This window comes from Nonomuraea sp. NPDC050022, from assembly GCF_044460705.1.
In the GTDB taxonomy this organism is placed as follows: Bacteria; Actinomycetota; Actinomycetes; order Streptosporangiales; family Streptosporangiaceae; genus Nonomuraea.
The window spans coordinates 1423926-1446294 of record NZ_JBITKE010000001.1 but is presented as its reverse complement, the minus strand read 5'-3'; the positions used below and the strand labels follow the sequence as shown (position 1 = coordinate 1446294).

General features: G+C 69.6%; 20 protein-coding genes. 5 read left to right on the top strand and 15 right to left on the bottom strand.

Annotated features, from left to right (window positions below):
- Window positions 1–46 precede the first annotated feature (46 nt).
- Genes ACIBO2_RS06370 through ACIBO2_RS06350 form a run of 5 tightly spaced genes read right to left on the bottom strand, consistent with a single transcriptional unit; the run spans window position 47 to window position 5433 of the window.
- Entirely contained in the window at window positions 47–832 is a 786-nt protein-coding gene (locus ACIBO2_RS06370) for an ABC transporter permease (RefSeq protein WP_397295651.1), read from the bottom strand.
- Window positions 829–1680 carry an ABC transporter permease gene (locus tag ACIBO2_RS06365; RefSeq protein WP_364012956.1) on the bottom strand — a complete coding sequence of 284 codons (852 nt, stop codon included), beginning with the start codon at window positions 1678–1680 and terminating at the stop codon, window positions 829–831. The genes ACIBO2_RS06370 and ACIBO2_RS06365 overlap by 4 nt, the downstream gene beginning before the upstream one ends.
- A gap of 3 nt (window positions 1681–1683) precedes the next feature.
- Window positions 1684–2877, bottom strand: coding sequence for a spermidine/putrescine ABC transporter substrate-binding protein (locus ACIBO2_RS06360; RefSeq protein ID WP_397295649.1), 1194 nt, complete (start codon window positions 2875–2877; stop codon window positions 1684–1686).
- A 39-nt stretch (window positions 2878–2916) separates the two neighbouring features.
- Window positions 2917–3984: an ABC transporter ATP-binding protein gene (locus ACIBO2_RS06355; RefSeq protein WP_397295647.1), complete on the bottom strand. Its 1068-nt coding sequence runs from the start codon at window positions 3982–3984 to the stop codon at window positions 2917–2919.
- A gap of 15 nt (window positions 3985–3999) precedes the next feature.
- On the bottom strand, window positions 4000–5433 hold the full coding sequence (locus tag ACIBO2_RS06350; RefSeq protein WP_397295645.1) for a gamma-aminobutyraldehyde dehydrogenase: 1434 nt from the start codon (window positions 5431–5433) through the stop codon (window positions 4000–4002).
- Between the two features lie 262 nt (window positions 5434–5695).
- Between ACIBO2_RS06350 and ACIBO2_RS06345 the strand changes: the two genes are divergently transcribed.
- Window positions 5696–6190, top strand: coding sequence for an Lrp/AsnC family transcriptional regulator (locus ACIBO2_RS06345; protein ID WP_225290547.1), 495 nt, complete (start codon window positions 5696–5698; stop codon window positions 6188–6190).
- Between the two features lie 53 nt (window positions 6191–6243).
- Here ACIBO2_RS06345 and ACIBO2_RS06340 read toward each other — a convergent pair whose 3' ends face one another.
- The 10 genes from ACIBO2_RS06340 to ACIBO2_RS06295 are packed head-to-tail and all read right to left on the bottom strand — an operon-like array spanning window position 6244 to window position 17513.
- Entirely contained in the window at window positions 6244–6456 is a 213-nt protein-coding gene (locus ACIBO2_RS06340; RefSeq protein ID WP_358553800.1) for a hypothetical protein, read from the bottom strand.
- The gene (locus ACIBO2_RS06335) at window positions 6449–7333 is read right to left on the bottom strand and encodes a hypothetical protein (protein WP_358553798.1); all 885 of its coding nucleotides are present in this window, start codon (window positions 7331–7333) and stop codon (window positions 6449–6451) included. The genes ACIBO2_RS06340 and ACIBO2_RS06335 overlap by 8 nt, the downstream gene beginning before the upstream one ends.
- Window positions 7334–7370: 37 nt before the next feature.
- The gene (locus tag ACIBO2_RS06330) at window positions 7371–10145 is read right to left on the bottom strand and encodes an alpha-mannosidase (protein ID WP_397295642.1); all 2775 of its coding nucleotides are present in this window, start codon (window positions 10143–10145) and stop codon (window positions 7371–7373) included.
- The gene (locus tag ACIBO2_RS06325; protein ID WP_358553794.1) at window positions 10142–11233 is read right to left on the bottom strand and encodes a Gfo/Idh/MocA family oxidoreductase; all 1092 of its coding nucleotides are present in this window, start codon (window positions 11231–11233) and stop codon (window positions 10142–10144) included. The genes ACIBO2_RS06330 and ACIBO2_RS06325 overlap by 4 nt, the downstream gene beginning before the upstream one ends.
- Before the next feature lie 34 nt (window positions 11234–11267).
- A complete protein-coding gene (locus ACIBO2_RS06320; RefSeq protein ID WP_358553792.1) occupies window positions 11268–12161 on the bottom strand; it encodes a TIM barrel protein in 894 nt (297 codons plus the stop codon).
- Window positions 12152–13336 carry a CehA/McbA family metallohydrolase gene (locus tag ACIBO2_RS06315; RefSeq protein WP_358553790.1) on the bottom strand — a complete coding sequence of 395 codons (1185 nt, stop codon included), beginning with the start codon at window positions 13334–13336 and terminating at the stop codon, window positions 12152–12154. The genes ACIBO2_RS06320 and ACIBO2_RS06315 overlap by 10 nt, the downstream gene beginning before the upstream one ends.
- Window positions 13333–14403 carry an ABC transporter ATP-binding protein gene (locus ACIBO2_RS06310; protein WP_358553788.1) on the bottom strand — a complete coding sequence of 357 codons (1071 nt, stop codon included), beginning with the start codon at window positions 14401–14403 and terminating at the stop codon, window positions 13333–13335. Before ACIBO2_RS06310 ends, ACIBO2_RS06315 begins: the two co-directional genes overlap by 4 nt.
- Window positions 14403–15221 carry a carbohydrate ABC transporter permease gene (locus ACIBO2_RS06305; RefSeq protein WP_357943003.1) on the bottom strand — a complete coding sequence of 273 codons (819 nt, stop codon included), beginning with the start codon at window positions 15219–15221 and terminating at the stop codon, window positions 14403–14405. The genes ACIBO2_RS06310 and ACIBO2_RS06305 overlap by 1 nt, the downstream gene beginning before the upstream one ends.
- Window positions 15218–16144 (bottom strand): sugar ABC transporter permease, encoded by a 927-nt coding sequence (locus ACIBO2_RS06300; RefSeq protein WP_358553786.1) that lies wholly within the window; start codon window positions 16142–16144, stop codon window positions 15218–15220. Before ACIBO2_RS06300 ends, ACIBO2_RS06305 begins: the two co-directional genes overlap by 4 nt.
- Window positions 16119–17513, bottom strand: a complete 1395-nt coding sequence (locus ACIBO2_RS06295) for an extracellular solute-binding protein (RefSeq protein WP_358553784.1) — start codon at window positions 17511–17513, stop codon at window positions 16119–16121. The genes ACIBO2_RS06300 and ACIBO2_RS06295 overlap by 26 nt, the downstream gene beginning before the upstream one ends.
- A 258-nt stretch (window positions 17514–17771) precedes the next feature.
- Here ACIBO2_RS06295 and iolC point away from each other — a divergent pair, with 258 nt between their 5' ends.
- The 4 genes from iolC to iolD are packed head-to-tail and all read left to right on the top strand — an operon-like array spanning window position 17772 to window position 22355.
- The gene (iolC, locus tag ACIBO2_RS06290; RefSeq protein ID WP_358553782.1) at window positions 17772–18695 is read left to right on the top strand and encodes a 5-dehydro-2-deoxygluconokinase; all 924 of its coding nucleotides are present in this window, start codon (window positions 17772–17774) and stop codon (window positions 18693–18695) included.
- Window positions 18692–19597 (top strand): deoxyribose-phosphate aldolase, encoded by a 906-nt coding sequence (locus tag ACIBO2_RS06285; RefSeq protein WP_397295637.1) that lies wholly within the window; start codon window positions 18692–18694, stop codon window positions 19595–19597. The genes iolC and ACIBO2_RS06285 overlap by 4 nt, the downstream gene beginning before the upstream one ends.
- On the top strand, window positions 19594–20502 hold the full coding sequence (gene iolB, locus ACIBO2_RS06280) for a 5-deoxy-glucuronate isomerase (protein ID WP_397295635.1): 909 nt from the start codon (window positions 19594–19596) through the stop codon (window positions 20500–20502). The genes ACIBO2_RS06285 and iolB overlap by 4 nt, the downstream gene beginning before the upstream one ends.
- Window positions 20499–22355 (top strand): 3D-(3,5/4)-trihydroxycyclohexane-1,2-dione acylhydrolase (decyclizing), encoded by a 1857-nt coding sequence (gene iolD, locus ACIBO2_RS06275; protein WP_397295633.1) that lies wholly within the window; start codon window positions 20499–20501, stop codon window positions 22353–22355. The genes iolB and iolD overlap by 4 nt, the downstream gene beginning before the upstream one ends.
- Window positions 22356–22369: the final 14 nt, after the last annotated feature.

Here is a 22369-nt window from a genome sequence, read left to right as displayed (position 1 = left end):
TCAGGGTCGAGGACTTCAGAGTCGAGGACTTCAGAGTCGAGGACTTTCAGGCACGACGGCGAGCCGTGACCGAGGTGGCGATGGCGATCAGTACCCCGACTCCGAAGATCAGCGTACCCATGACGTTGACCTGCGGCGGGATGCCGGTCTTGACGGATCCGACGATCCACAGCGGGAAGGTGACGGTGGAGCCGTTGACGAAGCTGGTCACCACGTAGTCGTCGATCGACAGCGCGAACGACAGCATCGCCCCGGCCAGCACGCCCGGCAGGATCGACGGCAGCGTCACCTGCCGGAAGGTCCCCCAGCTGGTCGCCCCGAGATCCTTGGCCGCCTCCTCCAGCGCCGGATCCAGCACGATCACCCTGGCCCGTACGGTGACGACGACGAACGACAGCGAGAACAGCACGTGCGAGACGATGATCGTGTTCGCGTCGCGCGGCACGTTGCCCGAGACGAACAGCGACAGCAGCGACGCCCCCATGACCAGCTCGGGCGTCGAGATCGCGGCGAACACCAGGAAGTTGGTCACCCCCTGGCCCCGGAAGCGGTAGCGGCCGATGGCCAGTCCCAGCATCGTGCCGATCACGACCGTGATGAGCGTGCTGACCAGGGCGATCACCAGCGAGTTGCGCAGTGCGACGGTCAGGTCGGAGATGTCGAAGAGCTGGTGGTACCACTTGAGGGTGAAGCCCTGCCAGGTGGTGTTCGACTTGCTCTTCTTGTCGTTGAACCCGAACAGGATCATCACCGCGATCGGCGACGACAGCCAGACGATGATCAGCCAGGTGTAGACGTGCAGCAGCCGGTCCCCGAGCCCGCGGCCCCTCATCGAGCCGCCGCCTCGAGGACGTTCTCGGTGCCGAGCGCCTTGGCGTAGATGAAGATGCCCACGAGCAGCACGGCCATCAGCGTGAAGGACAGCGCCGAGGCCGTCGGGTAATCGAGGTTCGTCAGATACTGGGTCTGGATGATGTTGCCGATCATCGTATTGGACGTGCCACCGAGGATCTGCGCGTTGACCGGGTCCGCCGTGGCGGGCACGAAGGTCATCAGCACCCCGGCGAACACACCCGGCAGCGACAGCGGCAGCACCACCCGGCGGAAGGCCGCCGTGCGCGAGGCGTACAGGTCGTAGGCCGCCTCGATGACTCGCGGATCGACCCGCTCCAGCGCCACGTAGATCGGCAGGATCATGAACGGCAGGAAGTTGTAGGTCAGCCCGCCCACCACCGCGAACGTCGTAGCCAGCACGTGGAAGCCGGCGGGCAGCACGCCCCAGCTCTTCAGCGGGCCGAACAGGACGCCGTCGTCGGCCAGCAGGAAGCCCCACGAGATCGTCCGCAGCACGAACGACACGAAGAAGGGCAGCAGCAGCAGGAACAGGTACATCGACTTGCGCGCGCCGCCCTTGAAGGCGATCCAGTACGCCACGGGGTAGCCGATGACCAGCATCGCCACCGTGGCGAGCCCGCCGTACAGGAGGGAGCGCAGGAGTTGCGGGCTGTAGCGGCTGAGCGCGTCGGTGTAGTTGGAGAAGCTGAACGTCATGGCGAAGCCGTCGATCGCGTTGCCCGTCTGCAACGACACCGACGCCATCGCGGCCATCGGCACGACCAGGAAGATTCCCAGCCACATCCAGCTCGGCAGCGCCAGCAGGTAGGGGGTGAGCCGCCTCATCGGCTACGCCTGCGTGATCGACTGGAAGATCGGGTTGAACACCTGCTCCTGCTTGGTGCTCAACTTGGTGTAGGTGCGCAGCTTGGCGTAGTCGGCCTCCGACGGGAACATCAGCGGGCTGTCGACCATGTCCTCCAGCGACTTCTTCGCCTCGCCCGTCGCCTTCCCGGCCTTCTCGCGCAGCAGATCCTGTACGGCCGGCACCGGCGTGACGTACTGGATGAACTCATCCAGGTCGGCGGCGACGGCCGGCTGGTAGAGGTAGTCCATGAGGATGAGCGCGTCGAGCGGGTTGGCGGCGTTCTTGGGGATGAGCATGTTGTCGGTCCAGATCGTGCCGCCCTCCTCGGGCACGACGAACTTGACCGGCTCACCGGCCAGCTGCCGCTGGAAGACGTCGCCCGACCAGGCCATGCTGATCCAGACGTCGCCCTTGGACACGGCATCGATATAGCTCTGGTCATAATATTTCCGGACAATTCCGGCGTCGCGTTGGGCCTTGAGCTTCGCCCCGGCCTTCTGCCAGTCGGCCTCGGTCGACTTCTCCGGGTCCAGGCCCAGGGCGAACATGCCGAAGTTGGCGATCTCCTGCGCGTCGCTCATCATGCCGACCCGGCCCTTGTACTTCGGATCGAAGAGCGCCTCGATGCTCTTGGGCTCGTCCTTGACGTACTTGGTGTTGTAGGCGATCCCCGTCACGCCCGAGGTGTACGGCATCGTGTAGACGTTGCCCGGGTCGTAGGCGCGATCCTTGTACTTGTCGCCGACGTTGGCCAGGAAGTTCGGCATCTGCGAGTGGTCGAGCGCCGTCACGTAGCCCAGGTCGATCATGTGCTGGAGCTGGACGCCGTTGGTCATCACGACGATGTCGAAGCCGAGTGACTGGCCCGCCCTGAGTACGGGGTCGGCCTTGCCGAAGAACTCGGCGTTCTCCTGGATGACCTCCTTGTACTCGTAGGAGATGCCGGTGGCCTGCTGGAACTTCTTCAGCGGCGCCTGGTTCTCAGGCATGTACTCGGGCCAGTTGGCGAAGACCACGCGGCCGTGCTTGGTCTGCTTGGCCCAGAACTCCTTGACCGCGTCGGCCTTGGGCGGCGCCGCCTTCTTGCCCTGCACGCCGCAGGCGGCCAGGGCGAGCCCGGCGGCGGACAGACCGGCGATCCTGAAGGCGTCTCGACGGGTACGGGCTTGGGTCATGCCCCTCAGGAGGGCTGGGTTGAGCGAGGGGTCCATGAATCAACTTCCGATCGCATAAGAGTGCTGCGCCCTCCACGACAGCCAGACGGGATCGCCCCGCTCCGCAGTGGTCGTCGAGTCGAGCGCGTTCTGCTGGAACACCGTGATCTCGGCCCCGTCCGCGAGGCTCACGGCGTAACTGTTGTAGGTCCCCAGGTAGACCACCTCGGCCACGGTGCCGGGCACGGCGCTGACATCGCCGTCGGGCTGCTCCGTCGAGATGGTGATCTTCTCCGGCCGGACGGTCACGGTGACCTGGCCGTCCCGCTCGGGCACCAGCACCCGGCCGCCGCCGACGGTCAGCACGCCGCCGGCCGCCGTGCCCACCAGCAGGTTGGAGGTGCCGATGAACCCGGCCACGAACGCCGTCGCGGGCCGCTCGTAGATCTCGCGCGGCCCGGCCAGCTGCTCGACCAGGCCGTCGTTCATGACCGCGATCCGGTCGCTCATGGTGAGCGCCTCGCCCTGGTCGTGCGTCACGTACACGAACGTGATGCCGACCTCGCGCTGGATGCGCTTGAGCTCGATCTGCATGGCCTGGCGGAGCTTGAGGTCGAGCGCGCCGAGCGGCTCGTCGAGCAGGAGCGCCCGCGGCTTGTTGACCAGGGCGCGGGCCAGCGCCACCCGCTGCTGCTGGCCGCCGGACATCTCGCGCGGCCGGCGCTTCTCCCGGCCGGTGAGATCGACGATCTCCAGGATCTCGCCGACGCGCTGCCTGATCTCCTGCTGCGGCACCTTGCGCTGCTTGAGCCCGAACGCCACGTTGTCCCACACGCTCATGTGCGGGAACAGCGCGTAGGACTGGAAAACCATGTTCACATCACGCTTGTTCGGCGGGACATCCGTCACGTCCTTGCCGTGCAGCCTGACCACGCCACGCGAGGGGTCCTCGAACCCCGCGACCATCCGCATCGTCGTGGTCTTGCCGCACCCGGACGGGCCGAGGAGCGAGAAGAACTCCCCCTCGGCGATGCCCAGCGTTATGCCCTTCACGGCCTGAACGACCTCGCCGTGCGAGAGGTACTCCTTGACGACGTCATCCAGTTCGATCGCGTTCAACTCGGCCATGTCCCGGCACAGTCCTTAGTCGCCGATGTAGTGCATGACGTGCTTGACCCGGGTGTAGTCATGCAGACCGAACACCGAGAGATCCTTGCCGTAGCCCGAGTGCTTGAAGCCGCCGTGCGGCATCTCCGACACGAACGGGATGTGGGTGTTCACCCAGACCACGCCGAAGTCGAGCCTGTTGGACATGCGCATGGCGCGGCCGTGGTCGGAGGTCCAGACGGAGCCGCTCAGGCCGTACCTGACGTCGTTGGCCTTGGCCAGCGCGTCGGCCTCGTCGGAGAAGGTCTGGACGGTGATGACCGGGCCGAACACCTCGTTCTGCACCATCTCGTCGTCCTGCTTGAGCCCGTCGACGATCGTGGGGGCGAAGAAGTACCCCTTCTCGCCGATCCGGTGACCACCGGTGAGCACCTTGGCGTGCGCCGGAACGCGCTCGATGAAGCCCTGCACCCTGGCCAGCTGGTTCTCGTTGTTGAGGGGGCCGTACAGCGCCTCGTCGTTGGACAGGTCACCGGTCACGGTGCCGGCGGCGGCCTCGGTCAGCGCGGCGACGAACTCGTCGTGCACGCTCTCGTGGACCAGCACGCGGCACGCGGCCGTACAGTCCTGGCCCGCGTTGTACAGGCCCGCGGTGGCGATGTCGCCGGCGGCCTTGCGCAGGTCCTTGACGTCCTCGAAGACCACGACGGGCGCCTTGCCGCCGAGCTCCAGGTGCACCCGCTTGAGGTCGTCGGCGGCGGTCTTGGCCACCGACATGCCGGCGCCGACGGAGCCGGTGATGGCGACCATGGCCGCGGTCGGGTGACCCACGACGAGCGCGCCGGTCTCCCGGTCACCCGTGACCACGTTGAAGACCCCGGCGGGCAGCACCTCGCCGAGGATCTCGGCCAGCTTGAGCGTGGAGGCCGGGGTGGTGTCGGACGGCTTGAGCACGATCGTGTTGCCGGCGGCCAGCGCCGGGGCGATCTTCCAGACCGCCATCATCATCGGGTAGTTCCACGGCGTGACCTGCCCGATCACCCCGATCGGCTCGTGCCTGATCACGCTGGTGTGCTCGGCGAGGAACTCGCCCGAGGTGGGGCCCTCCAGCGTACGGGCCGCGCCGGCGAAGAAGCGGAAGTGATCGGAGGCGACCGGGGTCTCGTCCTCGGCCATGCGGGCCCGCGGCTTGCCGGTGTTCAGGCACTCCGCCTCGTTGATCTCGTCGGCGCGGGCGTCGATGGCGTCGGCCACCTTGAGCAGCAGGTTGGCCCGCTCGCCCGGGGTGGTCCGGCCCCATGACTCGAACGCGGCAGCCGCGGCGGCGTAGGCGGCGTCGACGTCCTCGCTGCCCGAGATCGGGGCCCGCAGGTAGGCCTCGCCCGTGCAGGGGTCGATGACATCGGAGAATCGGCCGCTCTTGGCGTCCACGAACGCACCGTTGACGAAGTTCTGCAGACGGGTGCTCATGCGCTCTCCTTCGGTCGCCTGACCAAGGTGCTGTGTCTATGGATGACCTCGACAAGCTCGGTCATATGACCTCCTGGTGAGGTGGCTGAGATGCCGAGACTCTTACAGAGCACACGCCTCACGACAAGGGATTTCGTGGCGAATATACCAAATTGCTACGAATTCGCTTGACAGAGCGATCAGAACTGACACCATGTCGCACCAGGACGGCAACACCGCGGGAATGCGCCCGCAACGCCGGACCGCTAGGAGGATCCTCGCAATGTCCACGCCGCCCCGCGTACGACGCAACAGTGACGCGCCCTCTGGGCCGTTCGTGCTCGACGATCTCTCCAAGCAGATCATCGAACAGCTGCAGAGCGACGGGCGCATGCCGTACGCGGCGATCGGCAAGGCCGTGGGCCTGTCGGAGGCGGCGGTCCGGCAGCGGGTACAACGCCTGCAGGAGGCCGGGGTGATGCAGATCGTCGCGGTCACGGACCCCCTGACGCTCGGCTTCCCGCGCCAGGCGATGATCGGGGTCAACTGCGAGGGCGACCTGGAGTCGGTCGCGGACGAACTGGCGGCCATCGACGAGATCGACTATGTCGTGCTGACGGCCGGGTCCTTCGACGTGATCGTCGAGGTGGTGTGCGAGGGGGACGGGCACCTGCTGGAGATCCTCAGCAAGATCCGGGCCATCCCGGCTGTGCGGGCCACCGAGTCGTTCGTGTATTTGAAGCTGCGTAAGCAGACGTACTCGTGGGGGACGCGCTGAGCTGACTGGAGGCGGGTCTGTACGCCCGCCTCAAGTCATCGTTCGGCTGCGGGTCAGGCGAAGAGTTCCTCTGCCGTGGAGATCAGAGCCGCCCGCTTCAGCCACAGCTCGAGTTGTGCGGCGTCATCACAGGTCGAGATGCGCTCGCGGTCACTGTCGGACAACACGACCTCGCAGGCCGCGAGCACCCTGAGGAGCCCCTTGACCATCCCCTTGGCGATCAGGCTCTGGGCGTACTCCCCCTGGTAGAGGTAGCTCTCAGGCAAAGATTTCCTCCACCGTGGAGGCCAGAACCGCCCGCTTCAGCCACAGCCGGAGGCGTGCGATGTCACCGCAGGTCGTGATGCGCTCACGGTCGCCGTCGGACAGCGCCATCCCTCGAGTCTCGAGCACCATGAGCAGGGACTCGATATCCTCCTCGACGCGCCCCTTGGCCACGCCCTTTGCCTCGCCCTTGGCGAGCAGGCTCTGTGCGTACTCTCCCTGGTAGACGTAGGTCTCTGTGGCCATGAGTCGCTCCATTTCCTTCTGCGCGTTGCCGGTCAGCGCCACGGTGACATATTCAGCGTAGCGTCGGGCCACGTCCGAATCGAGGCTGTCCAAAGCCTCCGTCAGGGTGGCGAGGATGTCCGCTATCAGCGGATGCTTGCTCTGCGTGATCGCGGAGATGGCCGCCAGGCCGATGTTGCCGACGGCTTCGACCACATCCGTGATGACGGGAGTGTTGTCGGGCCCGATCACCAGCGGGGTGAGAGTCAGGCCCGGATGGCCGGTTTCGATGGGAAGAGCCGCCCACTCGGCGGTCCTTCGCTTGGGGCAAATGACGACGAGGCAGACAGGACACTTGTCGCGGGCGCGGAGGTTGGCGATGTAGGCAAGCCAGGACAACCGCTTCCTCTCGTCCTGCTCCAGTTGAACCTCGGCGATGACCCCCAGCTCGGCTTTCTTGGGGTCATCGCCGTACAGCAGTGCCGCGTCCGCCCGGTAGACGGCCGGCACGCATTCCGACAGGTCGCAGGACACCTGGGTGCCCTTGGACTTGTCGGGTATCGGGAGGGCGAACAGCTCGCGCAGCATCCGCGCCGTAAGTTCGGGGTCGAGAGTGGTGATCCCGACCAGCCCCTCGTGCAATGGGGTGATCATGGCCGAGATATTACTCTACGTAGTCATGAAAATACTCTCAGTTTCCAAGTTGGACGGTGGCGATCTCCCAAGGGCGCAGAGGAAGGTGGATCGTGCCGGAGGAGACAGGGATCGGGTCGCCTGGGCGGCCGCGGAGGTCGGCGTGGCGGGCTTGAGTGAACGTGCCGGAGATGGTCGCGTTCGTGGGGGTTTCCGAGTACGCCACGACGCGGAGTTCGTGTCGGCCGTCGCGGACCCTGAGCGAGGTCATGACCACGCCGTCGCCCGTCACCGACAGGCCGGAGGCCGCCGGGGGCAGGGCGAGTGACGGGTCGCCGATGCCGGGCACCACGAGGAGGTCGTGCCGGAAGGTCTCGGCCGCCGGCGGCACCGCCGCCCACGACCCGCCGTACGGCATGAGCGCGAGGCTGACCGAGCGCAGGCCGCGAGACTGAGCGGCCGGGGTCGGCAGCTGGGGACCGGCGGGCTCGGGGCGCATGACGTGCAGGTTGCGGGAGAGGTAGCCGACCGAGCGCAGCAGGGTGAGCGCGAGCTCCGCGCCGTCCTCCACCAGTTCGTACTCGGTGACGTGCTCCAGCAGCGCAGCGACGCCACCGGCGGCCACCCACCCGGAGGCCGGGAAGGTGGGCAGCGGCTCCTCACCGCAGCCGCCCTCCGCGGACAGGCCGCGGGTGACGACCGCGAACTGGCCCTCCGCGTGCGAGGCCGCCGCCCGCGTGGGCAGCGGTACGTGCAGGCGTACCCGGTGGTCGGAGCATCGGTTGTCGAACGAGACGTGCAGTCTGACGTACGGCTCTCCGGCCCGCAGTTCGACCCGCGTGTCGACGACGATCTCCTCGGTCGCCTCGGTCCTGGCGGCGGCCGGGATCTCGGGAGTGCCCTCGACGCCCTGGCCGGCGGCGGGCCAGCGGTAGGTACGGCGGACGTCGAAGGCGGCCACCAGCGGGCCCGAGCAGACCAGCGTGAGCTCGACCGACACCGGGTCCGACACGATCCGGTCGTCGGCCGGGGGCGCGTAGTTGTAGGTGTCGCCCACGTCGCCACCGTCGACGATGCGGCCGGCGCCCGTGACGGTGGCCCCTTCGGCGCCGGTCAGCGCCAGCGTCCCGTCCGCCGCCACCTCGACGCGCAGCAGCCCGTTGTCGAGCGCCCGCTCCTCGGCCCGCACCCCGGCGACCGGCGCGCTCATCGCGGCGGAGGCACCGGATGCCGAACCCGCACCACCGGACTCGGCGGGAGAGCCGCCCGACGCCGCCACGGAGCCGTCGGGCGCCGGGCCGGTGTCGCGCAGGGTGTCGGCAGACGCCGGTCGGATGCTGGTGTGTCCCAAAGGTGGCGTCTCGACGAGGGCGGCGACGGTACGGCGGGCCTCGGCGACGATGCGTACCCGGGTCACCCCGTCCAGCGCCCCGCGCAGCTGCGCCACGTTGAAGGTCGTCGCCGACTCCCGCGTCACCGTGAACGTCAGCGTGCCGTCGTCCACCGACCAGCCGGTGATGTGCTGGCCGTACAGCTCCGTGCCATGGATGAACGTCAGCGCCGTGGCCGGGTCCATCTCGGCGTCCAGCAGCAGCGTGGGCGCGTACTCCAGGGTCTGCGCGGGCACCCGCGCGCCGGTCGGGTCCACCAGGGGATCCCGGCCCGCCACGTCCACCAGCACGACGCCGCGCCGCGTGGCGGGCGTCGGGTTGACGACGAGCACCCCGTCCGACGGGACGGCGGCGGACAGCCGGGCGGTCACCATGTCGCGTACGGCCTGCCCGAGGTGCTCGGCCTCGGCGATGCGCGCGGCGACCTGCTGGGCCGTGTCGTCGACGCCGCAGCCGGTCACCGAGTCGTGCCCGCTGGCGTCCACCAGCCGCCACCACGCCATGTCGAGAAAGCGGCCGGGCCAGTCGCCACCCCAGAGGGTGGCCAGCGGCTCGGCGTAGCGCTCGACCATCCGCTCGGCCCGGCCCATGGCCTGCTTGACGTGGGCGCGTACGGAGATGACGCCGGGCAGGATGTTCGCGCGGGCGTGGGAGCGCAGCTCGCCGGAGACTCGGGGCAGCCCCTCCACATCACCCGAATAAGCGCCGATGTATCCGGACAAGGTGTCCATGCGGGCGCCGATGTCCGCCACCATGCCGGGCAACCCGCGCACGGGGGCCGAATGGTCGGTCCCGTACATCGCCAGCAAGGCCCCCTCGGGCCCGTGCCATTCGCGCATCCGCTCGGTGAACTCGGCGGCCCGCTCCGGCAGACGCGCCGGATCCTCGAAGAGGTGCGCCCCATTGCCGTAGCCGCCGGCCGGGAGGTACTGGGTCCGCAGCGCCGTGCCGTCGGGCGCGACCCAGGCGAAGGCGTCGGTCACCACGGACGACGGCACACCCCGGTAGACGCAGGCGTGCAGCAGCCCGGCCCGCCGCAGGATCTGCGGCATCTGCGCTGTATGCCCGAACATGTCGGGCAGGTACCCGACCGCCATGGCCCCGCCGAGCTTGTCGGCCCGGTTCATGCCGAGTTCGAGGTTGCGCACGATGTTCTCGCCCGAGCACAGGAACTCGTCGAGCAGGATCTGCCACGGCCCGACCGCCAGCCGCCCGGACTCGACCAGCGCGGCGATGCGGTCGCGATTCTCCGGCCGGACCTCCAGGTAGTCGTCCACGCAGGCCAGCTGCCCGTCGAGGGTGAAGTGGTAGTCGGGCTCGCGCTCCATCGTGTCGAGCACCTCGTCGAGCAGCGCCACCAGCCGCAGCCGGAAGCGCTGGAAGGGCTCGTACCACTCCCTGTCCCAGTGCGTGTGGGGGACGACGACGATTTCGGCGCTCACGCGGCTTCCCCTCCGATGGGCAGGTCATGCTGTACGGCATAGCGCGCGGCGATGCTCTGGGCCGTGACGATGTCGGCCAGTCCGCCGGCCGCGGCGGTGAGCGGCGGCTCGTCCTTGGTGACGTAGGCGTGGAAGGCGGCCAGCTGCACCTCGAACGCCTCGGTGACGTCACGCCACTCGGTCCGGCTCTCGCCGCCCGAGCCGTCACCCGAGACCACGGTCAGCGTCGTGGGCGCGTTCATCAGGTAGGGAGAGGGAAAGACCAGCTCCAGCGAGCCCTTGTCGTGGTGGATGACCACGGTCTCCCGGTAGGCCGGGTAGTCCTCCAGGTAGTGCCACCGGATCGAGAACCGCCCGCTGACCGGCAGCGTTCCGGAGATCTCGACGGACCCGGGCCCCGGCCCCCACGTCTCAACAGCCGAAATTTCCGCTGGCGACCCACTAAATCGCCTCAGGAGCGACAAATCGTGGCATATCGAGCCGAGGGCTACCCCGTAGAGGGCCCGGACCGAGTCGGGAGCCGACTCCCCCAGCGCCGAGGAGACCAGCGAGTGCTCCGCCGCGCGCAGCGAGGCCAGCAGCGCGGGGTCGACGTCGCGGGCCGGCGTCAGGCTCGCGAAGGCCAGCTGGGACTCGGCGCTCGGGTGCAGCACGGTCACCTCGACCGACCGGATCGCGGCCGGGCCGCCCAGCTCGGCCAGCAGCTCCTCGGCCCGGCGTACGGCCGGGTCGTACTGCTTCATGTAGCCGACCATCAGCCGCCCCTCGGGCAGCGCCTCGACCTCGGCCCTGGTCAGCGCGAGCGGCTTCTCGCACAGCACGGCGTAGCCCGCGGCCAGCGCCCGGCGTACCGGCTCGCCGTGGGAGCCGGAGGCGAGGATGAGCACGGCGTCGAACCCGCCCTCGGCCAGCATGCTCTCCACGGCCGTGAAGCGCCCGGGCGCCCCCAGCCGGTCGCCGACGACGTCGGCGAGGGCCCGCGACAGGTCGCAGACGGCGGTCACCTCGAACAGGTCGCGGCGCCTCGACAGCAGCGGCACGTACACCGCCTGCGTGACGGCGCCGCACCCGACAAGCGCGATCTTCAAAACCCGATCCTCCAGCGTGGGGTCAGCCTGGGAGTCACAGTCCCAGTTCTCTCAGCTTCTCGCGGTTGGCGGCTTGATCGGCGATGTTCCGCTCAACTGACCGGCGACCCGGCAGGGTGTCCTGCTCGATGATGATCCAGCCCTGGTAGCCGATCTCGTCGAGCGCGCGGACGACGCCCGGCAGGTCCAGCTCGCCCTCGCCCAGCGGCGCGAAGCCGCCCCGGCCCATGAGCTCGCGCAGATCCACGCCGTCGGCGAGGGCCTGGCCGAGTATCGCGGTGTCGCCGTCCTTGACGTGCACGTGGCCGACCCGATCCGACCAGTCGCGCAGGGCGGTCACCGGGTCGCCGCCGGCCAGCAGCAGGTGGCCGGTGTCCAGGCAGAGCTGTACGTCGGTCAGCTCCAGCAGCCGCTCGACGTCCTCGGGCGTCTCGACGTAGGTGCCGAGGTGGTGGTGGAAGGCTGGCTCGAAGCCGCGTTCGCGGCAGCGGTCGGCCGCGATCTGGACGCGGGAGGCGTAGCCGGGCCAGTCGGCGGCGGCCAGCCCGGGAGCGTTCCCGCCCGGCCTGGCGAACCTCGCCGGAGAGCCCGAGCAGCCGAGCGTGGGCCGGGGCGCCAGGTGCTCGGGGGCGGGCGGCGCGGCGGCGAACACGTCGAGCGTCGCGTCCAGCGCGGCCAGTCCCTTCTCGAACTCCACGGCGTCGCTGTAGCGCAGGTCGGCCCAGCCGCCGGCGAGCAGCAGCCCGTCGAGGCGTTCCACCAGGTCGGCGCCGGTGCCGAGATAGCCGATGGGCCCCAGGTCGATGCCCGCGTAACCGGCGTCGGCGAGCGCACGGACCATCTGGTCGGCGCTCAGCGGAGGCGGCGCGTCGGCCAGTTCGAACACGCCGAAACTCACAGGGGCGTTGGCGACTCGTGTCACGCGCATATGGCGATCACCTCGTTCTCGTACGTTTCCAGGCGGTGCCGTCCCTCTCTCGCGGGGACCAGTACCCGCTCACCGCGGATGACCTGGCGATCGCCGCCGGGGCGCACCAGGACGAGGCCGTCGGCGTCGAGCGCGAGCAGTTCGTCGCCCAGCCTGAGCAGCAGCGGCTCGCCGGGGCCCGCGGAGATCGCGGTACGGCCCGCGGCGACGGCATCGAAGATCGTGCTGGTGTCCTCGGCCAGGACCCAGGTGGTCGGCGCGCCCGGCAGGCCGTCGTCGCCGACGCGGTGAAAGTCGCTGGCGCCGATCGCGACCAGATCGGGGCCCCAGGCGTCGGCCCAGGCCAAGGGCGCGCCCCAGCGCCGGTCCCACCAGCCGGAGTGCCATACCTCGGCGATCCGCGGCCGCTCGCTCAGCGGCTGGAGCCAGGCGCAGTCGCCGCCGAGCGGGTGGTTGATCGACATCAGCCCGCCCTCGCGCGCGGCGTGCCGGGCCCAGGAGTCGGCGGGCTGCCGGAAGTCCACCCAGCCCACGTCGCCGAACACGTTGGCGTGCCCCCGATCCGTGGTCACCTCCTGGCCGGGCAGCAGGGCGATGCCTCGATCGTCGCCGAGCCAGGGGTGGTGGCTGACGGTGTTGTGGTCGGTGACGACCAGGAAGTCGAGGCCACGGCCCTTGGCCAGCTCGGCCAGCTCGGGGATGGTCAGCACGCCGTCGCTGTGGACGGTGTGGGAGTGGAAGTCGCCCGCGAACCAGCGCAGGCCGTCGACGCCCGGCAGGTCGCGGCGCGGCGGCCGGTCCCCGTGGGGCGGCTCCTCGGTCACCGGCCGTGGGGGCGCGGCGGCCTCGGTGTGGATCTGCAGCGTGTAGTCGAGCCCCTGCGGCGGCACCCGGTGCAGCCGCAGCCACACCTGCCACGTCCCCGGCTCCAGTTCGCCGGGCAGGTAGCCGGGGGTCGCCCAGTCGGCGGTGATCGTGTACTCGTCGCGCGCGCCGCCCGACCAGCCACGGAACCCGTCGGGCGAGCCGCAGCCGAGGTCGAGCACGCCCTGTGACCGGTCGAAGCTCAGCTGTACGGTCAGCGCGCCGGTCCCGGCCGGCACCTCGAAGGGCAACTCGCGCAGGATCCGCTCCAGCCGGTCGTCCAGGCTCCAGTGGCCGCGGATCACGGTCATGCCGACACCAGCTCGCCGTCCCGGTAGACCAGGGCCCGGTCGCGGCGCGGCGCGGCGAAGCCGTCGGCCCCGATCGACGGCTCGCCGCCCTCGGGCACGACCGCCTGCACGAGCACCTCGCCGACCTCCAGCGTCACCAGGTGGGACGCCCCCAGGTTCTCCACGATGACCACCTTTCCACCCAGCGAGCCCTCGGCGGGCTCTGCCGAGTAGGTGTTGTACTCGGGCCGCACGCCGTACACGATCCGTTCGCCGTCGGTCAGCAGTCCCTCGGCCGAGACGGGGACCGGCACCTTGCATCCGGCCACCTCCAGCGTGTCACCGCGGACGGTCCCGTCGAGCAGGTTCATCGGCGTCGAGCCGATGAAGCCGGCGACGAAGGTGTTGGCGGGCCGCTGGAACACCTCGGCCGGCGTGCCGATCTGCCGGATGTGCCCGGCCTCCATGACGGCCATCCGGTCGGCCATGGCCAGGGCCTCGGCCTGGTCGTGGGTGACGAAGACGGTGGTGACGCCGAGCTCGCGCTGCAGCTTCTTCAGGAACGTACGGGCCTCCAGGCGGAGCCGGGCGTCGAGGTTCGACAGCGGCTCGTCGAACAGGAACGCCTGCGCCTGCGTCGCCATGACGCGGGCCAGCGCGACCCGCTGCTGCTGGCCGCCGGACAGCTGGCCGGGGCGCCGGTCCATGAGCTGGTCCAGGCCCAGCCTGGCGCCGACCTCCTCGGCCTTGCGCTGCCGGGCGGCCTTGCCGACCTTCTTGATGCGCAGCGGGTAGGCGATGTTGTCGGTGACGTCCATGTGCGGGAACAACGCGTAGTCCTGGAAGACCATCGCGATGTCCCGGCCGCCCGGCTGGACGCCGGTGACGTCGCGGTCGCCGATGACGACGGCGCCGCTCGTGGCGGTCTCCAGCCCGGCGATCGTGCGCAGCAGCGTGGTCTTGCCGCAGCCGGACGGGCCGAGCAGGGCGAAGAACTCGCCGTCGGGGATGGCCAGGTCGAGCGAGTCGAGCGCTTTGACTCCCCCGGGGTAGACCTTGGTCAGGGCTCGCAGTTCGATTGCGGCCATCAGCGCTTGATCCCTCCGTGGAAGCGGAAGCCATACTTCTTGCTGACGAACAGGTACATGAGCACCACGGGGACCGAATAGAGCAGGCCGAACGTGGACAGCAGAGTGAGGTTGGCCTGGCCGCCCTCGGTGTAGAGCGTGTACATGATGACCGCCGCGGGCTGCTTCTCGACATCGCTGAGCAGCAGGTACGGCATCAGGAAGTTGCCCCACACGTTGGCCACGGCCCACACCGCGATCGTCGCCAGTCCGGGCCGTACCAGGGGGACGACCACGTGGCGGACGATCTGCAGCGGCGAGGCCCCGAAGACGCGCGCCGACTCCTCGTAGGACTTCGGCGTGGAGTCCATGAAGTCCTTGAGCATGAAGATCGCCGCGGGCAGCAGGCCGCCGGTCAGGATGAGGATCACCCCGAACTGCGAGTCGATCAGGTTCAGCTCGACGGCCAGCTGGAACAGCGGCACCATCGCGGCCGTCCCGGTGATGATCGAGGACAGCAGCAGCAGCGCGTAGAGCAGCGCGTCGCGGCCCGGCAGCCGCACCCGGCTCAGCGCGTACGCGGCCAGCGCCGCGAAGACCACCACGAGCAGGGCCGTGCCGACCGCCAGCACCAGCGAGTTCAGGAGCGACGGCAGCGCGTACGGATGCTCCAGGATCGCCGTGAAGTTGTCCAGCGTGAAGTCGGGCACCCGGACCTCGTAGGTGGGGTCCGAGGTGAACGGCGCGGCGGCCAGCCACAGCAAGGGGATGGTGAAGAAGGCCAGCAGCACCGCGATCAGCGTGTAGAAGCCGATCCGGCCCAGCACGAACCGCGTCATTTCTTACTCCTGAGCAGGCGCAGGTAGAACACCGCCACGACCAGGTTGATCAGCAGGATGACCGTGGAGACGGCCGCGCCGTAGCCCAGTTCGCTGCCCTGCAGCGCGACCTTGTAGACGTGGACCGCCAGCACCTCGGTCTGACCGTCGGGCCCGCCCGCGGTGAGCATGAACGGGGTGAAGTCGTTGAACGTCCACAGGCTGATCAGCAGAAGGTTCGTCAGGATGTGTCCCCTGATGTGGGGGAACACCACGTCACGCAACTGCTGCCAGCCGGAGGCTCCGGCCAGGCGGGCGCTCTCCAGGTGCGAGGGCGGCACGTTCCCGAGCGCGGCGCCGTACAACATCATCGAGAAGGCGGCGCCGCGCCAGGTGTTGAAGATGACGATCGACAGCATCGGGTGGTCGAGCAGCGGCGCGAATCCCGGGACGTGCAGCAGCGCTTGGAGCGTGCCGCCGTCGCGGTCGAGCAGCGCCACCCACAGGAACGAGACCACCGCGCTGGGCAGGATCCAGGCCAGGATGACCAGGCCCTCGACGGTCCGTTTGAGCGGTCCGGTGCGATCGCGCATCAGCCAGGCGATCGTGAACCCGAGCACGACCTGGCCGATGACGGCCGAGCCGAGCACGAACTGGACGGTCAGCCAGGTCGAGTTCCAGAACGCGGGGTCGGAGACCGCCTTGACGAAGTTGTCCAGGCCGACGAGCTGGGGCTCGGCGGCGGCGGCTCCGGTGAGGCGGTAGTTGGTGAGGCCGAGGTAGAGGACCCAGAGCGCGGGGAAGACCAGGAACACCGCGATCAGCGCCAGAGCGGGCGCCACGAACGCGCCCGCTCTCAGCCTGCCCAGGCCCGCCGCGTCCGAGCTGTAGCGACGGGCCGGTGCGTCCTCGAGAGCTTCAGGAGGCGATATTGCCTGCGCCACCGACGATTCCTTCGAGCTTCTTCTGGTAGTCCGCGGCGGCCTGGTCGGGTGCCGTGCCCCCGACGACGGCGGCCGTGGCCTCCTGGAGTGCGGCCGACACCTGCGGATAGACGGCGACCGGCGGCCGGTAGGCCGTCAGCGGTAGCACCTTCTCCGAGATGAACGTCAGCAGCGGCTCCCCGGCGAGGATCTCCTTGTTGACGTCGGTGCGCGGGGTGATGCGCACGTTGCCGTTCTTGGTCTCCTCCTTCAGCCCCTCCGGCGAGAGCGTGAAGGCCAGCAGGTCGAAGGCCTCCTTCGGATGCTTGCTGTTGGGGTTGACGGTCCGCAGCGCGCCGCCCGACATGCTGACGAAGTCCTGGCCGCGCAGGCCCTTGCCGGGCTCCATGGCGGGGATCAGGGCGTAGCCGACGGTCTGGTCGCGGTCGGCCATCTTGGCCACGCCGTCCTTGGGGTTGACGACGCCGCGCCAGAAGTAGTCGCCCTCCATCAGGATGCCGATCTTGCCGCCGGCGAACTGCTGGAAGGACTTGTCGCGGCCCTTGGCCTCCTGCTGGAGCTTGGGGTCACCGAGGCCGCTGCCGCCGTAGATCTTCTGGTAAAGACCGAGCGCGTCCTTGAGCGGCTGGGACGCGCCGGTCCACTTGCCGTCCTTCTGCACCTCGCCGCCCGCGCCCGCCAGCAGCGGGAGCACGCCCTGCATCGAGGTGGCCTCGCCCATCGCGGTGCCGGCGTTGATCTGGATCGGCACCGGTACGCCCGCCGTCTTCAGCTTGGCGCCCGCGTCGAGGATCTCCTGCCAGCTCTTCGGCTGCCAGTCTGCGGGCAGCCCGGCCTTCTGGAAGAGCGTCTTGTTGAAGTAGAGCACCCGGCCGTCCGTGCCGACGGGCAGGGCGTACTTCTTGCCGTTGAAGGTGGCCAGTCCCTGGACCGACTCGGGGATCTGCTGCCAGCCGTCCCAGCTGTCGGCGCTCGCCCCCACCACCTCGGACAGCGGCTTGATGTAGCCCGCCTCGGCGAACTCACCGGCCCAGATGCCGTCGAGGTCGATCACGTCCGCGCCCTTGCCTGACTTCAGGTCGAGGGAGAGCTTGGTCTTGTACTGCTCGTCGTCGACACCGCTGGGGACGAACTTGACCTTGACGTCCTTCCCCTTCGCCTTCTCGGCCGCCTCGAACTTGGGGGCGACCCAGTTGGCGAGGAACTCGGCCGCCGCCGCGTTCTTGCCGCCCGCGATGGCGTTCTGGGCGATCGTTAACTCGATCGTGCCACCGGAGTCGCCGCCGGACGACTGGCCGCACGCGGCGAGCCCCAGCGTGGACACGGCGAGGACCGCGACCGCGCCTACCGACCTTTTCCGCAATCCCATGCAAACCCTCCGACATGTCCTTAAAGCCAGGAACCCGGCCAATATGTCATGACATCCAGATGACGTAAAGGCCTGCCGATATTTCGGGAGTGTGTCCGCATGCTGCATCTTTGTCACGAGGAGGTCTCGGCGGCGGTCCCACCCTAGACGATCCACTTACCGGGGTTTCGGTCAGGGAAGAAAGACCGGCATAGCGGACATCCGAATGTCATGACAATATGCCATAGTAGGCACGAAGGCTCCGTCACTGGAGGTGCGTTGTACGACCTGATCACGATCGGCCGCTCCGGGGTCGACGTCTATCCGCTGCAGACCGGCGTGGGCCTGGCCCACGTCGACACCTTCGGTAAGTTCCTCGGCGGGAGCCCGACAAACGTCGCGGTCGCGGCCGCGCGCCACGGGCTGCGCGCCGCCGTGATCACCGCGGTCGGCGCCGACCCCTTCGGGGAGTACGTACGGCAGGCGATCCGCGGTTTCGGCGTGGACGACTCCTTCGTGGCCACCGTCGAAGGTCCCCCGACGCCCGTCACGTTCTGCGAGATCTTCCCGCCGGACGACTTCCCGCTCTACTTCTACCGGGGCGAGCATCCACCGGACCTGCAACTGACCGCCGAGTCGCTGGACCTGGCCGCGATCCGGGACACGAAGCTGTTCTGGTTCACCGGCACCGGCCTGAGCCAGGAGCCGAGCCGGGCCGCGCACGCCGCCGCCCTGGCCGCGCGCACGTCCGGCTTGACCGTCTTCGACCTGGACCACCGCCCCATGCTGTGGGAGTCGCCCGAGGCTTCCCAGGAGGCGGTACGCCAGGCGCTTCCGTACGCCAACGTGGCCGTCGGCAACCTCGACGAGGTGGAGAACGCGGTGGGCACCCGCGACCCGGAGGCGGCCGCGCAGGCGCTGCTCGACGCCGGGATGCGCGTCGCCATCGTCAAGATGGGCCCCAACGGGGTGCTGGCCCGCAGCAGGGACGAGTACGTGGTGGCGGAGCCGGTCAAGGTCGACGTGGTCAACGGCATCGGCGCGGGCGACGCGTTCGGCGGCGCCGTCTGCCTGGGGCTGCTGAGCGGCTGGCCGCTGGAGCGGACGATCCGCTTCGCCAACGCCGCCGGGGCCTACGTGGCCGCCCGCCTGGCCTGCGCCGACGCGATGCCCACGACTGACGAGGTGCAGGCACTCCTATGAGCGACATGACGCTGCCCCGAACCGCCCGCTACGACCACCTGACCCACATCCGGGCCACCCGGCCGGAGGAGATCGAGCGCGCCGCCGCCCGCCGGCAGCGCCGGGGGCTGCCAGGTGAGGGCGAGCGCCTGCTGATCATCGCGGCCGACCATCCGGCGCGCGGGTCGCTCGGCGTCCGCGACCGGCCGCTGGCCATGGCCAGCCGCCCCGACCTGCTCGACCGGCTCCAGACGGCGCTGGCCAGGCCCGGCGTGGACGGCATCCTGGCCTCCCCCGACGTGCTGGAGGACCTGCTGCTGCTCGGCGCGCTGGAGGAGAAGCTGGCCTTCGGCTCGATGAACCGGGGCGGTCTGCAGGGCTCGGTGTTCGAACTGGACGACCGGTTCACCGGTTTCGACGCGGCCGCCATCGACGCCATGCGCCTCGACGGCGGCAAGATGCTCTGCCGCATCGACCCGGCCGACCACGCCACGGTCACCACACTCGAATCATGCGCCCACGCGGTCTCCGACCTGGCCCGCCGGCGGCTGCTGGCGATGGTCGAGCCGTTCTGGGCCGCGCGTACGGAGGCGGGCGTCCTGCGCAACGACCTGTCGCCCGAGGCGGTCATCCGGTCGATCAGCGTCGCCCAGGCACTCGGCACGACCTCCGCCTACACCTGGCTGAAGATCCCCGCGGTCGCCGAGATGGAGCGCGTCATGGCCGCCACCACGCTGCCCGCGCTGCTGCTCGGCGGCGACCCGCCCGACATCGACGCCGCCTACGCCGACTGGGACCGCGCGCTGCGCCTGCCGGGGGTGCGCGGGCTCGTCATCGGCCGCGCGCTGCTCTACCCTCCGGACGACGACGTGGCCGCCGCGGTGGACGGCGCGGCCGCTCTGGTTCGAGAGGTGCGCTCATGACATACCTTCCGTACGGCAAGGCCGCCGGCGGGTCGTGGTCGGTGGAGATCACGCCCGCCTTGGCCGGTTGGACCTACTCGGGGCTGCGGGTGGCCGACCTCGGCGGCGACGCGGCCTCCCCCTCAACCGGCGCCACCTCGACCGCCGTCACCTCTCCAACCGCCGTCACCTCTCCAACCGCCGTCACCTTTTCGACCGGGGAGGAGGAGATGCTGGTCCTGCCGTTGTCGGGTTCGTGCACGGTGACGTGCGGTGGCGAGCGGTTCGAGCTGACAGGCCGCGCGTCGGTCTTCGCTGGGCCTTCTGATTTCGCCTATATCCCGATTTCTACGGATGTGACGGTGGAGGGGTTGGGCCGCATCGCGTTCCCCTCCGCTCGGGCGACCCGGCGGCTGGCTCCACGGTATGTTCCGGCCTCGGAGGTGCCGGTCGAGATCCGGGGCGCGGGCCAGGCCAGCCGCCAGGTGAACAACTTCTGCGCCCCTGGCGTCTTCGAGTGCGACAAGCTCGTGGCCGTGGAGGTGCTCACGCCGGGCGGCAACTGGTCGTCCTATCCCCCGCACAAGCACGACACCCCCAACGAGGGCGAGGCCGTGCTGGAGGAGATCTACTACTTCGAGGTGGCCGACGGCGGCCTGGGCTACCAGCGCGTCTACTCCTCCGAGCGGGGCCAGATCGACACGCTGGCCGAGGTCTCCTCCGGTGACGTGGTGCTGGTGCCCTATGGCTACCACGGCCCGTCGATGGCCGCACCCGGCTACGACCTGTACTACCTGAACGTCCTGGCCGGTCCCGCCGATGAGCGGTCGATGGCGTTCTGCGACGACCCCCGGCACGCCTGGATCCGCTCTTCCTGGGACGGCCAGGCCATCGATGCGAGACTGCCGTTCGGGAGGACTTCATGACCCGTTTGACCGTGGCACAGGCCGTGGTGCGCTTCCTGGCTCACCAGTGGAGCGAGCGCGACGGCGTCGAGCACCGGCTGTTCGGCGGCTGCTTCGGCATCTTCGGCCACGGCAACGTGGCCGGGCTCGGCCAGGCGCTGGCCACCTCGACCGAGGACCTGCCCTACCACCTGAGCCGCAACGAACAGGCCATGGTGCACGCGGCCGCCGCCTACGCGCGGGCCGCCAACCGGCTGTCCACCCTGGCCTGCACCACCTCGATCGGCCCCGGCGCGACCAACATGATCACCGGCGCGGCGGGCGCGACGATCAACCGGCTGCCCGTGCTGCTGCTGCCCGGCGACGTGTTCTCCACCCGGGTCGCCAACCCGGTGCTCCAGGAGCTCGAAGACGCCCGCTCGTACGACATCTCGGTCAACGACTGCTTCAAGCCGGTGTCGCGCTTCTGGGACCGGATCAACCGGCCCGAACAGCTCCCCTCGGCGCTGCTGGCCGCCATGCGCGTCCTCACCGACCCGGCCGAGACGGGCGCGGTGACCCTGGCGCTGCCGCAGGACGTCCAGGCCGAGGCGTACGACTGGCCGGAGGAGCTGTTCGAGCGCCGCCTCTGGCACATGCCGCGACCCCGACCCGAGCGGGCGGCCCTGGCGCGGGCGGCCGAGCTGATCAAGTCGGCGAGCCGGCCGCTGATCATCGCCGGCGGCGGGGTGATCTACAGCGAGGCCACGGCCGAGCTGTGGGCCTTCGCCGAGGCGTACGGCATCCCGGTCGCCGAGACACAGGCCGGCAAGGGCGCGCTGCCGTACGGGCATCCGCTCGCGATGGGCGCGGTCGGCGCGACCGGCACCACCGCGGCCAACGCGCTGGCCCGCGAGGCCGATCTGATCATCGGCGTCGGCACCCGCTACAGCGACTTCACCACGGCCTCCCGCACGCTCTTCTCGGTTGAGGCCCGGTTCGTCAATCTGAACATCACCGGCTTCGACGCGGCCAAGCTGTCGGGGCTCCAGCTCGTGGCCGACGCCCGCGAGGGCCTGACCGAGCTGACCGAGGCCTGCGCGGGCTGGAGCACCGCGGAGTCCTACCGCTCGCGCGCCGCCGAGCTGTCGGCGGCCTGGGACGCGGTGGTGGACGAGGCGTACGCGCTGGACGGCCGGCCGATGCCGCAGTCGGCGGTGATCGGCGCGGTCAACGCCGCGGCCGGCGACGACGGCGTGGTGGTCTGCGCGGCCGGCTCCATGCCCGGCGACCTGCACAAACTGTGGCGGCCGAGCGGTCCTGGCAGCTATCACGTGGAGTACGGCTATTCCTGCATGGGCTACGAGATCGCCGGCGGGCTGGGCGTCAAGATGGCCGTCCCTGACCGCGAGGTGTTCGTCATGGTGGGCGACGGGTCCTACCTGATGATGGCCCAGGAAATCGTCACGGCCGTCTCCGAGGGCATCAAGCTGATCGTGGTGCTGGTGGACAACTCCGGCTTCGCCTCGATCGGCCGCCTCTCGGAGAGCGTCGGCGCCCAGCGGCTCGGCACCTCCTACGCCTACCGGGGCACCGGCCGCTACGACGGCGACTGCCTGCCGGTGGACCTGGCCGCCAACGCCGCCAGCCTCGGCGCCACCGTACTGCGGCCCGACACGCTGACCGACTTCCGCAAGGCTCTGGAGGCGGCCCGCGCGGCCGAGGAGACGACCGTGATCTATGTCCGCGCCGACCCCATGCTCGACAGTCCTTCGTCGGAGGCGTGGTGGGACGTCCCGGTCGCCGAGCTCTCGACCGCGCCGGAAGGCCCTATGGTGCGCGCTTCGTACGAGTCCGAGAAGAGCGCCCAGAAGCCACACATCACGCCCACCTGACAGAAGGGGCGCTG

What these genes read in the sequence shown, in the direction of transcription:
- ACIBO2_RS06370 (WP_397295651.1), bottom strand. Translation starts at nt 832, where the DNA reads ATGAGGGGCCGCGGGCTCGGGGACCGGCTGCTGCACGTCTACACCTGG.
- ACIBO2_RS06350 (WP_397295645.1), bottom strand. Translation starts at nt 5,433, where the DNA reads ATGAGCACCCGTCTGCAGAACTTCGTCAACGGTGCGTTCGTGGACGCC.
- ACIBO2_RS06365 (WP_364012956.1), bottom strand. Translation starts at nt 1,680, where the DNA reads ATGAGGCGGCTCACCCCCTACCTGCTGGCGCTGCCGAGCTGGATGTGG.
- iolB (WP_397295635.1), top strand. Translation starts at nt 19,594, where the DNA reads ATGACATACCTTCCGTACGGCAAGGCCGCCGGCGGGTCGTGGTCGGTG.
- ACIBO2_RS06360 (WP_397295649.1), bottom strand. Translation starts at nt 2,877, where the DNA reads ATGACCCAAGCCCGTACCCGTCGAGACGCCTTCAGGATCGCCGGTCTG.
- ACIBO2_RS06320 (WP_358553792.1), bottom strand. Translation starts at nt 12,161, where the DNA reads ATGCGCGTGACACGAGTCGCCAACGCCCCTGTGAGTTTCGGCGTGTTC.
- ACIBO2_RS06310 (WP_358553788.1), bottom strand. Translation starts at nt 14,403, where the DNA reads ATGGCCGCAATCGAACTGCGAGCCCTGACCAAGGTCTACCCCGGGGGA.
- ACIBO2_RS06285 (WP_397295637.1), top strand. Translation starts at nt 18,692, where the DNA reads ATGAGCGACATGACGCTGCCCCGAACCGCCCGCTACGACCACCTGACC.
- ACIBO2_RS06295 (WP_358553784.1), bottom strand. Translation starts at nt 17,513, where the DNA reads ATGGGATTGCGGAAAAGGTCGGTAGGCGCGGTCGCGGTCCTCGCCGTG.
- ACIBO2_RS06315 (WP_358553790.1), bottom strand. Translation starts at nt 13,336, where the DNA reads ATGACCGTGATCCGCGGCCACTGGAGCCTGGACGACCGGCTGGAGCGG.
- ACIBO2_RS06345 (WP_225290547.1), top strand. Translation starts at nt 5,696, where the DNA reads ATGTCCACGCCGCCCCGCGTACGACGCAACAGTGACGCGCCCTCTGGG.
- ACIBO2_RS06305 (WP_357943003.1), bottom strand. Translation starts at nt 15,221, where the DNA reads ATGACGCGGTTCGTGCTGGGCCGGATCGGCTTCTACACGCTGATCGCG.
- ACIBO2_RS06335 (WP_358553798.1), bottom strand. Translation starts at nt 7,333, where the DNA reads ATGATCACCCCATTGCACGAGGGGCTGGTCGGGATCACCACTCTCGAC.
- iolD (WP_397295633.1), top strand. Translation starts at nt 20,499, where the DNA reads ATGACCCGTTTGACCGTGGCACAGGCCGTGGTGCGCTTCCTGGCTCAC.
- ACIBO2_RS06355 (WP_397295647.1), bottom strand. Translation starts at nt 3,984, where the DNA reads ATGGCCGAGTTGAACGCGATCGAACTGGATGACGTCGTCAAGGAGTAC.